At 54.8% G+C, this 13431-nt stretch carries 25 protein-coding genes; all 25 read right to left on the reverse strand.

Features of this window, described 5'->3' with window-relative positions; genetic code table 11:
• Positions 1-69: 69 nt before the first annotated feature.
• Positions 70-495 carry a 50S ribosomal protein L17 gene (gene rplQ, locus DFP90_RS02495; protein ID WP_115934822.1) on the reverse strand — a complete coding sequence of 142 codons (426 nt, stop codon included), beginning with the start codon at positions 493-495 and terminating at the stop codon, positions 70-72.
• 80 nt (positions 496-575) lie between these two features.
• The gene (locus tag DFP90_RS02500; protein ID WP_115934823.1) at positions 576-1610 is read right to left on the reverse strand and encodes a DNA-directed RNA polymerase subunit alpha; all 1035 of its coding nucleotides are present in this window, start codon (positions 1608-1610) and stop codon (positions 576-578) included.
• A 198-nt stretch (positions 1611-1808) separates the two neighbouring features.
• Positions 1809-2195: a 30S ribosomal protein S11 gene (gene rpsK, locus DFP90_RS02505; protein ID WP_115934824.1), complete on the reverse strand. Its 387-nt coding sequence runs from the start codon at positions 2193-2195 to the stop codon at positions 1809-1811.
• A 15-nt stretch (positions 2196-2210) separates the two neighbouring features.
• On the reverse strand, positions 2211-2579 hold the full coding sequence (gene rpsM / locus DFP90_RS02510; protein WP_115934825.1) for a 30S ribosomal protein S13: 369 nt from the start codon (positions 2577-2579) through the stop codon (positions 2211-2213).
• A 209-nt stretch (positions 2580-2788) separates the two neighbouring features.
• Positions 2789-3436 carry an adenylate kinase gene (locus DFP90_RS02515; RefSeq protein ID WP_115934826.1) on the reverse strand — a complete coding sequence of 216 codons (648 nt, stop codon included), beginning with the start codon at positions 3434-3436 and terminating at the stop codon, positions 2789-2791.
• A 32-nt stretch (positions 3437-3468) separates the two neighbouring features.
• Complete coding sequence (gene secY, locus DFP90_RS02520; RefSeq protein ID WP_115934827.1) at positions 3469-4812, reverse strand: preprotein translocase subunit SecY; 1344 nt, start codon at positions 4810-4812, stop codon at positions 3469-3471.
• Between the two features lie 240 nt (positions 4813-5052).
• The gene (rplO, locus tag DFP90_RS02525) at positions 5053-5583 is read right to left on the reverse strand and encodes a 50S ribosomal protein L15 (protein WP_115934828.1); all 531 of its coding nucleotides are present in this window, start codon (positions 5581-5583) and stop codon (positions 5053-5055) included.
• A 38-nt stretch (positions 5584-5621) separates the two neighbouring features.
• Positions 5622-5807 carry a 50S ribosomal protein L30 gene (gene rpmD / locus DFP90_RS02530; protein WP_115934829.1) on the reverse strand — a complete coding sequence of 62 codons (186 nt, stop codon included), beginning with the start codon at positions 5805-5807 and terminating at the stop codon, positions 5622-5624.
• Positions 5800-6387, reverse strand: coding sequence for a 30S ribosomal protein S5 (gene rpsE / locus DFP90_RS02535; protein WP_115934830.1), 588 nt, complete (start codon positions 6385-6387; stop codon positions 5800-5802). Before rpsE ends, rpmD begins: the two co-directional genes overlap by 8 nt.
• 15 nt (positions 6388-6402) lie before the next feature.
• Complete coding sequence (rplR, locus tag DFP90_RS02540) at positions 6403-6765, reverse strand: 50S ribosomal protein L18 (protein ID WP_115934831.1); 363 nt, start codon at positions 6763-6765, stop codon at positions 6403-6405.
• A 12-nt stretch (positions 6766-6777) separates the two neighbouring features.
• On the reverse strand, positions 6778-7320 hold the full coding sequence (rplF, locus tag DFP90_RS02545; protein ID WP_115934832.1) for a 50S ribosomal protein L6: 543 nt from the start codon (positions 7318-7320) through the stop codon (positions 6778-6780).
• Between the two features lie 10 nt (positions 7321-7330).
• Complete coding sequence (gene rpsH, locus DFP90_RS02550) at positions 7331-7729, reverse strand: 30S ribosomal protein S8 (protein WP_115934833.1); 399 nt, start codon at positions 7727-7729, stop codon at positions 7331-7333.
• A 14-nt stretch (positions 7730-7743) separates the two neighbouring features.
• Positions 7744-8049 (reverse strand): 30S ribosomal protein S14, encoded by a 306-nt coding sequence (gene rpsN / locus DFP90_RS02555; protein ID WP_115934834.1) that lies wholly within the window; start codon positions 8047-8049, stop codon positions 7744-7746.
• 15 nt (positions 8050-8064) lie between these two features.
• Positions 8065-8625, reverse strand: coding sequence for a 50S ribosomal protein L5 (gene rplE / locus DFP90_RS02560; RefSeq protein WP_115934835.1), 561 nt, complete (start codon positions 8623-8625; stop codon positions 8065-8067).
• Between the two features lie 23 nt (positions 8626-8648).
• Entirely contained in the window at positions 8649-8966 is a 318-nt protein-coding gene (gene rplX, locus DFP90_RS02565) for a 50S ribosomal protein L24 (protein ID WP_115934836.1), read from the reverse strand.
• Entirely contained in the window at positions 8966-9334 is a 369-nt protein-coding gene (rplN, locus tag DFP90_RS02570) for a 50S ribosomal protein L14 (RefSeq protein ID WP_115934837.1), read from the reverse strand. The genes rplX and rplN overlap by 1 nt, the downstream gene beginning before the upstream one ends.
• A 35-nt stretch (positions 9335-9369) precedes the next feature.
• Entirely contained in the window at positions 9370-9612 is a 243-nt protein-coding gene (rpsQ, locus tag DFP90_RS02575) for a 30S ribosomal protein S17 (RefSeq protein ID WP_115934838.1), read from the reverse strand.
• A gap of 22 nt (positions 9613-9634) precedes the next feature.
• A complete protein-coding gene (gene rpmC, locus DFP90_RS02580; RefSeq protein WP_115934839.1) occupies positions 9635-9832 on the reverse strand; it encodes a 50S ribosomal protein L29 in 198 nt (65 codons plus the stop codon).
• A 5-nt stretch (positions 9833-9837) separates the two neighbouring features.
• Positions 9838-10257 (reverse strand): 50S ribosomal protein L16, encoded by a 420-nt coding sequence (rplP, locus tag DFP90_RS02585; protein WP_115934840.1) that lies wholly within the window; start codon positions 10255-10257, stop codon positions 9838-9840.
• A gap of 41 nt (positions 10258-10298) precedes the next feature.
• Entirely contained in the window at positions 10299-10970 is a 672-nt protein-coding gene (gene rpsC, locus DFP90_RS02590) for a 30S ribosomal protein S3 (protein WP_115934841.1), read from the reverse strand.
• Positions 10970-11350 (reverse strand): 50S ribosomal protein L22, encoded by a 381-nt coding sequence (rplV, locus tag DFP90_RS02595; protein ID WP_115934842.1) that lies wholly within the window; start codon positions 11348-11350, stop codon positions 10970-10972. The genes rpsC and rplV overlap by 1 nt, the downstream gene beginning before the upstream one ends.
• Positions 11351-11355: 5 nt before the next feature.
• Positions 11356-11634 carry a 30S ribosomal protein S19 gene (gene rpsS / locus DFP90_RS02600; protein ID WP_115934843.1) on the reverse strand — a complete coding sequence of 93 codons (279 nt, stop codon included), beginning with the start codon at positions 11632-11634 and terminating at the stop codon, positions 11356-11358.
• Between the two features lie 12 nt (positions 11635-11646).
• Positions 11647-12477, reverse strand: a complete 831-nt coding sequence (gene rplB, locus DFP90_RS02605; RefSeq protein ID WP_115934844.1) for a 50S ribosomal protein L2 — start codon at positions 12475-12477, stop codon at positions 11647-11649.
• 3 nt (positions 12478-12480) lie between these two features.
• Entirely contained in the window at positions 12481-12804 is a 324-nt protein-coding gene (locus tag DFP90_RS02610; protein ID WP_115934845.1) for a 50S ribosomal protein L23, read from the reverse strand.
• Positions 12801-13421: a 50S ribosomal protein L4 gene (rplD, locus tag DFP90_RS02615; RefSeq protein ID WP_115934846.1), complete on the reverse strand. Its 621-nt coding sequence runs from the start codon at positions 13419-13421 to the stop codon at positions 12801-12803. The genes DFP90_RS02610 and rplD overlap by 4 nt, the downstream gene beginning before the upstream one ends.
• Positions 13422-13431: the final 10 nt, after the last annotated feature.

The following is a 13431-nucleotide window of genomic DNA, read 5'->3' on the forward strand; positions in this document are numbered from 1 at the left end:
TCCAACCGGCAAACAAAAAGGGCGGCCCCAGGGCCGCCCTTTTCAGTCCGACTATATAAGTCGAGGATCTTATTCTTCGGTCGCTTCGAGATCGTCGGCAACCTGAACCGGACCGGAGTCCAGACCCTTGGCGTCTTCGTCGCGGTCAACCAGCTCGATGATAGCCATCGGAGCGGAGTCACCATGACGATAACCTGCTTTCAGAACACGGGCATAACCACCCGGACGCTCTGCATAGCGCTCTGCCAGCGGGCCAAACAGCTTGGCAACCATCGCATCATCGCGAAGCGAAGCAAACGCCTGACGACGACGGTGCAGGCCGCCTTTCTTACCCAGCGTAATCATCTTGTCGATGTAGCGCTTCAGTTCTTTCGCTTTCGGCAATGTGGTCTTGATCTGCTCATGCTTGATCAAGGCATTCGCCATGTTGGAGAACAAAGCTTTACGATGGGAAGCGGTGCGGTTCAGTTTCCGACCAAAATTTCCGTGACGCATGATAATAATCCTTCTTCTTTAAGTTATGCGCCGGTCGCTCAAGGCTACAGCCGGCGCTGGATTTTTGGAGGAACCGATCCTTAGAACGGCTCTTCCAGACGTTTGGCCAACTCTTCGATATTCTCAGGCGGCCATTGGGGAATGTCCATACCCAGGGACAGGCCCATTTGGGACAGGACTTCCTTGATCTCATTCAGGGATTTACGGCCGAAGTTCGGGGTCCGGAGCATTTCGGACTCGGTTTTCAGCACCAAATCGCCGATGTAAACGATGTTGTCGTTCTTAAGGCAGTTTGCGGAACGAACAGACAGCTCAAGCTCATCAACCTTGCGCAGCAGGTTTTTGTTGAACGGCAGTTCGGATTCGACACTCGCCTCTTCTTTGACTTCCGGCTCATCGAAGTTGATGAAGACCTGAAGCTGATCCTGCAGGATGCGGGCGGCAAGCGCGACGGCATCTTCCGGCTCGATGGAACCATCGGTTTCGAGCGACAGGGTCAGTTTGTCATAGTCAGTAACCTGGCCAACACGGGTGTTGTCGACCTTGTAAGATACTTTCCGAACCGGAGAGAAAATGGAATCGACCGGGATCAGGCCGATCGGCGCATCTTCCGGGCGGTTCTGGGCGGCGGGAACATAGCCTTTACCGTTATCAACGGTAAATTCGATGTTCAGGTTCGCGCCTTTATCCAGGGTGCACAGCACCAGGTCCGGGTTCATGATCTCAATGTCATGACCGCATTCGATCATGCCGGCAGTGGCCTCACAGGGGCCCTGCACGGAGAGACGGATCTTCTTCGGGCCTTCACCGTGCATGCGGATGGCCAGAGCCTTCACGTTCAGAACAATGTCTGTCACGTCTTCACGCACGCCCGGGATGGACGAGAACTCATGCAACACGCCGTCGATCTGGATGGCGGTTACTGCAGCGCCCTGCAAAGAGGACAGCAGGATACGGCGCAGGGCGTTGCCCAACGTCAGACCGAGGCCGCGCTCCAGCGGGTCGGCAACAACGGTCGCCAGACGGCGGCCATCAATACCAGGGGTCACATTCAACTTGGTCGGCTTGATCAGAGCCTGCCAGTTTTTCTGCACAACAGCAGAGAGTTCAGTCATGGAATTCCGCCTTCATTCGTTTTTGGTTTCAGTCATTCCAAACAGTTTAGGCCGGTTTGGTTCCCATTCCTTCGGAACCGCATCCGGCTTGGTCTAGAATCCTGCGGGATTAAACATGCATCCCTAGGGTAGACCCACGACCTGATGATAAAAACCACCAGGTCGCGGTATGTCTTATAACAGTATCCAGCCTGCCGATTAAACGCGACGGCGTTTCGGCGGGCGGCAACCGTTGTGCGGGATCGGGGTCACGTCACGGATACCCGTGATCACGAAACCAATCGCCTGAAGCGCACGCAGGGCGGATTCACGACCGGAACCCGGGCCTTTAACGTTAACTTCAAGGTTTTTCACACCATGTTCCTGAGCCTTGCGGCCGGCGTCTTCCGCAGCAACCTGAGCTGCATACGGGGTGGACTTACGGCTGCCTTTGAAGCCCATGGAACCAGCGGAAGACCAGGAAATAGCATTTCCCTGAACGTCCGTGATGGTGATCATGGTGTTGTTGAAGGTTGCTTTCACATGGACGATGCCAGAGGTGATGTTCTTGCGCTCACGGCGCTTACGAATCGGTGCCTTAGCCATTGTTCAAGCCCTACCTTATTTCTTCTTGCCAGCGATGGCTTTAGCCGGGCCCTTACGGGTACGGGCGTTGGTATGGGTACGCTGACCGCGTACCGGCAGGCCTTTACGATGACGCAGGCCGCGCAGGCAACCCAGATCCATCAGACGTTTGATGTTCATGGAGACCTCACGACGGAGATCACCTTCAACCGTGTAGTCGGCGTCGATGGTTTCACGAATGGCGATGACTTCGGCATCGGACAGTTCGTTCACACGACGGGACGCTTCAATTTTATTCTTCTCACAGATATCTTTGGCATGCTTAGGACCAATGCCGTGGATATAGGTGAGTGCAATTAACACCCGCTTGTTTGTCGGGATGTTTACACCAGCGATACGAGCCACGCTGAATCTCCTCTACATAGGAACAAAGAAAGCCTCAGCCCAGGGGGCCAAGCCTTCCTAGTAAAATCATCAATTCATTTTCAAAGATGGTTATCCATCTTCGGGCACCCAGATCATTCCAAGGCCAAACATTAGGAAGGGCAAGGTTTGACGGGCGCGCGGATTATATGCGAAACCGCCTTAGAGTCAACGCCCTTCCTAATATTATTTCAAGCCCCGAGAACGGTCTGAATCTCTTGGGTCACATCATCAATGCCGGCCATGCCATCAACCCCCTTCAGCATCCCCTTCCCTTCATAATAGGGAAGAATGGGCGCTGTCTGGGCATGATAGGCTTCCAGCCTTGATTTGACCGTTTCTGCATTATCATCGGCACGGCGGGTAAAATCGGTTCCGCTGCATTTGTCACAGCTTCCCTCTACCGCCGGCTTTTGAAATTCGTCATGATAGCCCTGGCCACAGGACGCACAAGTATAGCGACCGGTGATGCGCTTGGTCAGCGCTTCGTCATCAACCCGCATTTCCACAACCGCGTCCAGTTTCTTACCCTTGCTGTCCAGCAACTTATCCAACGCTTCGGCCTGGGCGACCGTGCGCGGGAAACCATCCAAAATGAACCCTTTTGCCAGATCCGGCTGATCCAGGCGATCAGAGATAATGCCGATCATGGTCTCGTCATCGACCAATTTCCCGGCATCCATGATTGCCTTGGCTTTCTTACCAACCTCAGTGCCGGCCTTAACAGCCGCACGCAGCATATCCCCGGTGGAGAGTTGAACCAGGCCATGGCTGTCTTCAAGACGTTTGGCCTGTGTTCCCTTACCGGCCCCCGGGGGCCCCAGCAAAATGATGTTCATTGTCTGATTTCCCTGTTCTTGAAGCTGGCCGCTTATTTGCGGCGGCCACGCAGCTTGGATTTCTTAATCAGCCCCTCATATTGATGGGCCAGCAGATGGCTCTGGATCTGGCTGACGGTATCCATCGTCACCGTTACCACGATCAGCAGGCTGGTGCCGCCGAAATAGAACGGCACAGCATATTGTGAGCGCAGGATCTCCGGCAGGATACAGACCGCTGCCAGATAGGCCGCGCCAATCACCGTCAAGCGAGTCAGGACAAAGTCCAGATAGTTTGCCGTATTCTTGCCCGGACGGATCCCTGGAATGAAGCCGCCATGGCGCTTCAGGTTATCGGCCGTATCCTGCACATTGAAAACAACGGCTGTGTAGAAGAAGGCAAAGAAAACGATCATCGAAACATAGATGAACAGGAACAGCGGCTGGCCCGGGCCAAGCAGCGCCGTCACAGTCTGAAGCCAGTCCGGACCGCCCTGGGCAAAGCCCGCAGCCGTGGTCGGCATCAGCAGGAGCGAACTTGCGAAAATCGCCGGGATCACACCTGCGGTGTTCAATTTCAGAGGCAGGTGAGAACTCTCGCCACCAAACATCTTATTCCCATGCTGTCGCTTCGGATACTGGATCAGCAGGCGGCGCTGGGCACGCTCCATGAATACGATAAAGGCGATAACCGCAACGGCCATGACCAGGAAGAACAAAATGAGCCCGGTAGAAAGCGCACCGGTCCGCCCCTGCTCCAGGGTCTGGGCCAACGCGATCGGCAAGTTGGCGACGATACCAGCGAAGATGATCAGCGAGATCCCATTGCCCACACCGCGCTGCGTGATCTGTTCACCGAGCCACATCAGGAACAGCGTACCGCCGGTCAGGGTGATGACGGTGGTCGCCCGGAAATACCAGCCCGGATCAATCACTGCGCTGGAGCCAAGCGAGCTCTGCATGCTCTCAAGACCGACCGCAATACCATAGCCCTGTAAAGCCGCCAGGATCACGGTGCCGTATCGGGTATATTGGTTGATCTTTTTGCGGCCCGCCTCGCCTTCCTTCTTCAAGGCTTCCATCTGCGGAGAAACCGCAGTCATCAACTGCATGATAATGGATGCCGAGATGTAGGGCATGATGTTGAGCGCAAAGATCGTCATCCGGCTCAAGGCGCCACCGGAGAACATGTCAAACATGCCGATGACTCCGCCTTGCTGGCTGGAGAAAATGTCACTCAGGATAACCGGATCAATGCCCGGCAGCGGAATATAGGTGCCGAGCCGATAGATAATCAGCGCGCCCAGTGTGAACCAGATCCGATTCTTCAACTCCGTCGCCTTGCCAAGCGACCCGAAATTAAAGTTAGAGGCAAGTTGTTCGGCGGCTGATGCCATCTATCATTTCCCGTTTTTAAATTTTACCCTATTCACCATCCGTCCAAAGGTGCCAATCTTGACCTTTGGCTGTCCGGATACATATCGATCAGGTCTGAGATCAGACCGGATGGATATAAGCCCGGCGAGATACTTTTTTAAGCCCCTCATACATTGCCCCAAAAGCAATAACGACCCGGCCCGGGATGATCAAGGATATTGATCACCGCGGAACCGGGCCCGTCATTGAAAAGGTGTCGCTTACGCTTTGTTGCGTTTCGCGCGTGCTTCCGCTTCGCGGGCAGCACGTTTACCTTCTTTGCGCGGCTTGGGTTCCGGCAGGGTCACAGACCCGCCAGCAGCCTCAACCGCTGCGATCGCTGCCTTGGAGGCGCGGGCAACCTGAAACTCAACTTTGGTTTTCAGTTCGCCTTTTGCCAACAGGCTGACACCGTCCAGAACTTTGGAGACCAGGCCAGCGGCGATCAGCGCATCAGCGTCAACCGGCTTTTTGGCATCCAATTTCTTGGCGTCGATAGCTTTTTGTACACGACCCAGGTTCACTTCAGCATAATGCTTCATGAACAGGGCGTTGGTGAAACCGCGCTTGGGCAGGCGGCGATAAAGGGGCATCTGGCCGCCTTCAAAGCCGTTAATGGATACGCCAGAGCGGGATTTCTGACCCTTAACACCCCGGCCGCCGGTTTTACCCTTGCCGGAGCCGATGCCACGGCCTACGCGGATGCGATCCTTCGTAGCGCCCTGGTTATCGGACAGTTGGTTCAGTTTCATAACCGTCATTCCTTAATCTAGAGGGTACGGGAAGAGGCTTACGCCTCCTCCACACGCACCATATGACGAACTTTGCGGATCATACCGCGAACGGAAGGGGTATCCTCCAGCTCACGCGTACGGCCCATCTTGTTCAGGCCCAGGCCAACGAGCGTAGCACGCTGGCTCTTTTCACGCCGGATGGGGCTGCCCGTCTGGGTAACAGTAAGAGTTTTCTTAGCCATTATCCTGTTCCTTTGCTACTTCAGCAGCGGCGCTGCCGTCGCGGCGGCCAACCAGGTCAGAGACCTTTTTGCCACGGCGGGAAGCAACCATGCGCGGAGACTGACATTTCTTCAGACCTTCGAACGCAGCGCGGATCATGTTGTACGGATTGGAAGAGCCGATGGACTTGGACACAATGTCCTGAACGCCCAGGGCTTCAAACACCGCACGGGTCGGACCACCCGCGATGATACCGGTACCAACCGGTGCCGTACGCATGTGGACTTTACCAGCGCCGAAGCGGCCAAACATGTCATGGTGCAGGGTACGGCCTTCGCGCAGCGGGATACGGATCATGGTCTTACGAGCCGTTTCCGTTGCCTTGCGAATTGCCTCAGGTACCTCACGAGCTTTACCAGAGCCGAAGCCTACGCGGCCACGGCCATCACCGACGACGACAATCGCGGCGAAGCCGAAGCGACGACCACCTTTAACCACTTTTGCAACGCGGTTAATGGCGACCAGCTTTTCAATCAGTTCCGGCTCTTCGTTTTCGCGCTTTGAGTCGCGACGACGATTTTCTTTCGGTTCACGTGCCATAGTTCTTGGCCCCCGTTAGATCTGCAAGCCGGCTTCACGCGCGGCATCTGCCAACGCCTTGATGCGGCCGTGAAATTTGTAGCCACCACGGTCGAAGATAGCGACTTCTACGCCAGCTTTCTTCGCACGTTCCGCGATTGCTTTGCCAACTGCTGCTGCAGCTTCGATATTGCCACCGTTCTTGATTGCAGAACGAATGTCTTTTTCCAAGGTCGAAGCACTAGCGACGGTTACGCCCTGAACGTCATCGATCAGCTGCACAGAAATCTGGCGAGCGGAACGGAAAACGGAAAGACGGGGTTTGCCACCACCGTGTTTCTTCAGTTTGTAACGCGAACGCTGGGCCCGACGTTTGAAGAGTTCTTTTGACGTCAACATAGTCTTCAGCCCTTACTTCTTCTTGCCTTCCTTACGGATGATCACCTCATCCAGGTAACGCACGCCTTTGCCTTTGTAAGGCTCTGGCGGACGGTAACCGCGGATTTCAGAGGCAATCTGCCCAACGCGCTGCTTGCTCGGACCGGATACAGCAATGATGGTCTGACCACGATCACCTTCGATAGCGATTTTGATGTCGCTGGGGATCGGGAAATCGATATCATGGCTGAAGCCCAGGGACAGTTTCAGGATGGAACCCTGAACCGCCGCACGGTAACCAACGCCCTTGACTTCCATTTTCTTGGTGAAGCCTTCCGACGCACCGATCACAGCATTGTTGATCAGCGCACGGGTAGCACCCCAAGCCTGGCGAGCCTTTTTGATTTTGCTGGTCGGCGTAACAACGACTTCGTTGTCATTGATGGAAACTTCAACGAAGTCCATCAACGGCACGGTTAGCTCGCCGTTTTTGCCTTTAGCAACGAACGCGCCGTCGGTGATGGATACATCAACACCGGCAGGCACAGTAACTGGATATTTTCCTACTCGAGACATGATGCACTCCTTAGAATACGCGGCAGAGAACTTCTCCGCCTACATTTTCTTGACGGGCTTCATGGTCAGAAAGCACACCCTTAGGAGTGGACAAGATGGAAATACCCAGACCGTTATAGAAGCGGCCGAGATCTTTGATCTTGGTGTATACCCGACGTCCCGGCTTGGAGACGCGTGCGATCTCACGGATCACCGGTGTACCTTCGCTATATTTGAGCTCTACATTGAGCTCCTGAATGCCCGGGCGCAGTTCAGCCCAGGAATAACCACGGATGTAGCCTTCACGTTTCAGAACTTCCAGAACGGACGCGCGCAGTTTGCTCGCCGGAACCGGAACAGAATTTTTGCGGGCGCGCTGACCGTTACGAATACGGGTCAGCATATCGCCGAGCGGATCACTCATCGCCATGACGCATGCCCTCCTTACCAGCTAGACTTCACGACACCAGGGATCTGACCCTGGGACGCGAGATCGCGCAGTGCGATACGGGAAATTTTGAACTTGCGGTAGAATGCATGCGGACGACCGGTCAGCTCACAACGGTTGTGAGCCCGGATCGGGCAAGCGTTCTTCGGCAGTTTGTTCAGTTTCATTGCTGCCTGGAAGCGTTCTTCCGGAGACAGCTCGCGGTTATGAAGGACAGCTTTCAACTCAGCACGCTTTGCAGCATGCTTTTTGATCAGCTTTTCGCGCTTCAGGTTCCGCGCAACAGCACTTTTCTTTGCCATCGTTCGGTTCTCCGATTAGTTGCTAAACGGCATGGAGAAGCCAGCCAGCAGGGCTTTAGCTTCTTCATTGTTGTCGGCAGAAGTACAGATAACGATGTCCAGGCCACGAACTTCGTCTACTTGATCGTAGTCAATTTCGGGGAAGACAATCTGTTCTTTCAGGCCCATGGCATAGTTGCCACGGCCATCAAAGCTTTTGCCGTTAACGCCTCGGAAATCTCGAACGCGCGGCAGCGCGATGGTGATCAGGCGGTCCAGAAACTCATACATGCGTTCGCCGCGCAGCGTGACTTTGGCACCAATGGCCATGCCGTCACGCAGTTTGAAGCCCGCGATGGACTTCTTCGCTTTGGTCGCAACAGGTTTCTGACCGGTCAGGGCACCGAGTTCTTCAAGTGCGTTGGTCAGTTTCTTACGGTCGTTAACCGCGCCACCAACACCCATGTTGATGACGATCTTTTCGAGCCGCGGCACCTGCATCGAGTTTTTATACTCGAACTTCTCTACAAGTTGTTGACGCACTACGGAATCGTAGTGCGCCTTCAGCCGCGGGACGTACTTCTCTGAGTTAGCCATAGTAGCCGTATCCCTTGGTTACATTAACTATCGATGACTTCGCCGGAACGCTTCGCAAAGCGGACCTTCTTGCCATCTTCCAGAACTTTAAAGCCCACTTTTGTGGCTTTGCCGTCTTTCGGATCAACGAGTGCGACATTGGAAGCATCAATTGCTGCTTCCTTGGAAACAATGCCGCCAGCGTTGGTCTGTGAAGGACGCGTGTGGCGCTTTACCACATTCACCCCGGAAACTACAACTTTATTTTCCGCGGGAATGACAGAAAGTACTTCGCCTTCCTTGCCCTTGTCGCGACCGGCCAGAACTACGACCTTGTCGCCCTTTTTAACCTTAGCGGCCATTAGATCACCTCCGGCGCCAAAGAAATGATTTTCATGTAACGTTTCGCACGCAGCTCACGAACAACCGGGCCGAAGATACGGGTGCCGATCGGCTCACCGTTCTTGTTGATCAGCACGGCAGCATTGCTGTCGAATTTGATGGTGGAACCGTCCGGACGGGCAATCTCTTTTGCCGTACGAACGATCACCGCGCGATGCACGTCACCTTTCTTAACACGACCCCGCGGGATCGCTTCCTTAACGGAGACGACAATTACGTCGCCTACGCTAGCGGTACGACGGTGTGAACCGCCGAGAACCTTGATGCACTGCACCCGGCGCGCGCCGGAGTTGTCAGCTACATCCAGATTGGTCTGCATTTGGATCATCGGTTTAGTCCTTCCTTACTTCTTTAAGTCCGAACTTACGCCGACGCAGCGTCCGTCAGCACTTCCCAAACTTTACGTTTGGAAAACGGACGGCACTCACGAATGCGAACCACATCGCCTTTTTTAGAGGCGTTAGCTTCGTCATGCGCCATGTACTTTTTGGACTTACGCACAACTTTCTTAAACACCGGGTGTGTCACGCGGCGTTCCACCAGCACAACGACGGATTTGTCGCAGGCGTCGGAAACCACGGTACCCTGAAGAATTCGTTTAGGCATTTCCCTAACTCCAGTTTATGGCTTACGCCGTCGCCTTGCGCTCGTTCAGGAGCGTCTTGATACGTGCAATATCGCGACGCAGCTCCCGAAAACGTGCAGTGTTTTCCAGTTGCCCACTGGCCGCTTGGAAGCGCAGATTGAACTGCTCTTTCCGCCAGTCAATGAGCTGGTCCTTCAATTCGTCGTCGGACTTCTGACGCAGATCAGCAGTTTTGCTCATCGGTCTTATCCTTCTCCACCAATACGGGACACTACCTTGCACTTGATCGGCAATTTGGCAGCGGCCAATTCGAACGCGCGGCGAGCGATATCACCCGGAACGCCGTCCATTTCAAACATGATGCGACCGGGCTTGATACGGGCTGCCCAGAATTCCGGGGAACCTTTACCTTTACCCATACGCACTTCAGCAGGCTTCTTGGAAACAGGCACATCCGGGAATACGCGGATCCATACCTTACCTTGACGCTTTACGTGACGAGTCATCGCACGACGGGCTGCCTCGATCTGGCGGGCAGTAATACGCCCCGGTTCCAGAGCTTTCAAGCCATAACCGCCGAAGTTCAGAGTAAAACCGCCTTTGGCGTCGCCGTGGATACGGCCTTTGTGCGCCTTGCGGAATTTTGTTCTTTTCGGGCTAAGCATTTTCCTAGGCCTCTCTTATTCCCTCCAGGATCAGAACCGCGTTAGCGGTTCTTTTCCTGAAGACGCTTGTCCTGGGCCATCGGGTCATGTTCCATGACCTCGCCCTTGAAGATCCAAACCTTGATACCGCATACGCCGTAGGTGGTGTGACCTTCAGCGGTTGCATAATCAATGTCGGCGCGAAGGGTGTGAAGCGGCACGCGACCTTCACGGTACCATTCGGTCCGTGCGATCTCGGCACCACCCAAACGGCCGGCACAGTTGATGCGGATGCCTTCGGCACCCATGCGGATGGCGCTCTGAACCGCACGCTTCATAGCGCGACGGAAAGCGACACGACGCTCCAGCTGCTGAGCGATATTCTCGGCAACCAGTTTGGCGTCCAGTTCCGGCTTGCGGATCTCGACGATGTTCAACGCAACGTCCTTACCGATGCGATCCTGCAGTTCACGGCGCAGCTTTTCGATATCTGCCCCCTTCTTGCCGATCACAACACCCGGACGTGCAGTGTGAATGGTCACACGGGCACGGCCAGCGGTGCGCTCGATAATGATCCGGGAAACACCAGCCTGCTTCAGGCGGCCTTCCAGGTACTTGCGCAGTTTCAGGTCTTCATGCAGCTGATCTGCATAATTGCGACCGGCATACCAGCGGGAGTCCCAGGTCCGGTTGATCCCGACACGAAGGCCGACAGGATTTACTTTCTGACCCATTATTCAGACTCCTCACGTTCGGACACGACAATGGTCAAGTTGGAAAACGGCTTCATGATCTTCGACGCACGACCACGGGCACGGGCCCGGAAACGCTTCATGGTGAAAGCCTTACCAACGTAAGCTTCTTTCACATAGAGCTGGTCAACGTCGAGCTGATGGTTGTTTTCCGCGTTGGCGATTGCCGCCTGCAGAACTTTCTTCACGTCGCCGGAGATCCGGCGCTTGGAGAAAGTAAGATCTGCCAGCGCTTTGTCAACGTTTTTGCCGCGGATCATGGCGGCTACCAGGTTCAGCTTCTGCGGGCTGACACGAATGGCTTTCTGGAAAGCGCGTACTTCGTTGTCAGCGAGGCTGCGTTCACGTGCTTGTTTACCCATGACGCTTATTTCCTCTTCGCTTTTTTATCCGCGGCATGACCGTAATAGGTACGGGTGGGCGCGAATTCACCAAACTTATGACCAATCATATGTTCGGTAACGAGAACCGGAATGAACTTGCGACCGTTATGGACGCCGAAGGTCAAACCGACGAATTGCGGTAGAATGGTGGAACGGCGAGACCAAGTTTTGATGATCTCTTTCCGACCGGAGTTCGCTGCCGTATCCGCTTTTTTGAGCAGATAGTGATCGACAAACGGACCTTTCCATACTGAACGAGCCATTTATCGACTCCCTTACTTCTTAGCGTGACGGCGACGGATGATGTATTTATCCGTTGCCTTGTTGCTGCGTGTACGTTTGCCTTTGGTCGGCACACCCCAGGGGGTAACCGGATGACGGCCACCAGAGGTACGACCTTCACCACCACCATGCGGATGGTCAACCGGGTTCATGGCAACACCACGAACTTCCGGCTTCTTACCAAGCCAACGGTTACGACCGGCCTTACCCAGCTTGATGTTCTGCTGGTCAGGGTTGGAAACAGCGCCAACCGTTGCCATGCACTCACCGCGCACAACGCGCAGCTCGCCAGACATCAGTTTCAGCTGAGCATAACCCTGGTCACGACCAACCAGTTGCACATAACAACCGGCGGAACGTGCGATCTGGCCGCCTTTACCCGGCTTCAATTCCACATTGTGGATAATGGTACCGATCGGCATTTTGGACAGCGGCATGGCGTTGCCCGGCTTCACGTCGACCTTTTCACCGGCGATGACTTTGTCACCGGCTTTCAGACGCTGCGGAGCCAGAATGTAGGCCTGCTCACCGTCGTCATACTTCAGCAGTGCGATGAAAGCGGTCCGGTTGGGATCGTATTCGATCCGTTCAACAGTCGCCGCAACATCAAACTTGGTACGCTTGAAGTCGATAATACGGTATTTCCGTTTGTGACCGCCACCCTGGCGACGCATGGTGATGCGTCCGGTGTTGTTACGGCCACCCTTTTTCGTCAGACCATCGGTCAGCGCCTTAACAGGGCCGCCTTTATGCAGGTCAGACCGATCTACCAGTACCAGACCACGGGTACCGGGAGTATTCGGCTTATACTTTTTCAAAGCCATGGCTTACAATCCCGTCGTTACGTCGATGGACTGGCCCTCAGCCAGGCGAACAACGGCTTTCTTGTAGCCGCTGCGCTGACCCAGACGGCCGCGGAAGCGTTTAACCTTGCCCTTGGTGTTCAAGGTGTTCACACCTTCAACCTTCACGTCGAACAGACCTTCAACGGCAGCCTTGATTTCCGGCTTGGTTGCGTCTGCAGCGACTTTAAAGGTCACTTGGTTGTGCTCGCTGCCCATGGTCGCTTTCTCGGTAATAACCGGCGCCAGGATAACCTGGTACTTGCGTTCGTTGGACAACGGCTTTTTGTTCAGGAATTTCCAGCTCATTTCAGGCGAGCCTCCAGATTTTCCACAGCGGCTTTGGTCAGGACCAAAGTATCGCGGCGCATAATGTCATAAACATTGGCACCCTGGGACGGGAGAACATCAATGTTCTTCACGTTCCGTGCTGCCAGCGCGAAATTGCCATCCAACTCAGCGCCAGATACGATCAAGGCGTTGGTCAAACCCAGTGCGGAAAGCTTGGTAGCCATCTCACTGGTTTTGGGGGATTTGGCTGTCGCATCATCAATGATGATCAGCTTGCCATCAGCCTGCTTGGCGGAAAGTGCTACTTTCAGCGCAAGCTTGCGGACTTTTTTCGGCAACTGATGACCATGATCGCGGACCACCGGACCAAATGCACGTCCACCACCACGGAACTGCGCTACTTTTGCAGTGCTGTGACGGGCACGACCGGTGCCCTTCTGGCGGAACATTTTGGCGCCCGTGGCGTTGATTTCGCTACGGTTTTTAACCTTATGGGTGCCGGCACGACGTTTGGCGAGCTGATAGTTCACCATACGCGCAAGGAGATCCTTGCGGACCGGAGCACCGAAGACCTCATCGGCGAGTTCAATATCGCCAGCGGCCTTGTTTTCAAGCGTGATAACCTTCGCTTTCATCGGTCAGAGC

It is taken from the genome of Aestuariispira insulae (assembly GCF_003385955.1).
Lineage (GTDB): Bacteria > Pseudomonadota > Alphaproteobacteria > UBA8366 > Aestuariispiraceae > Aestuariispira > Aestuariispira insulae.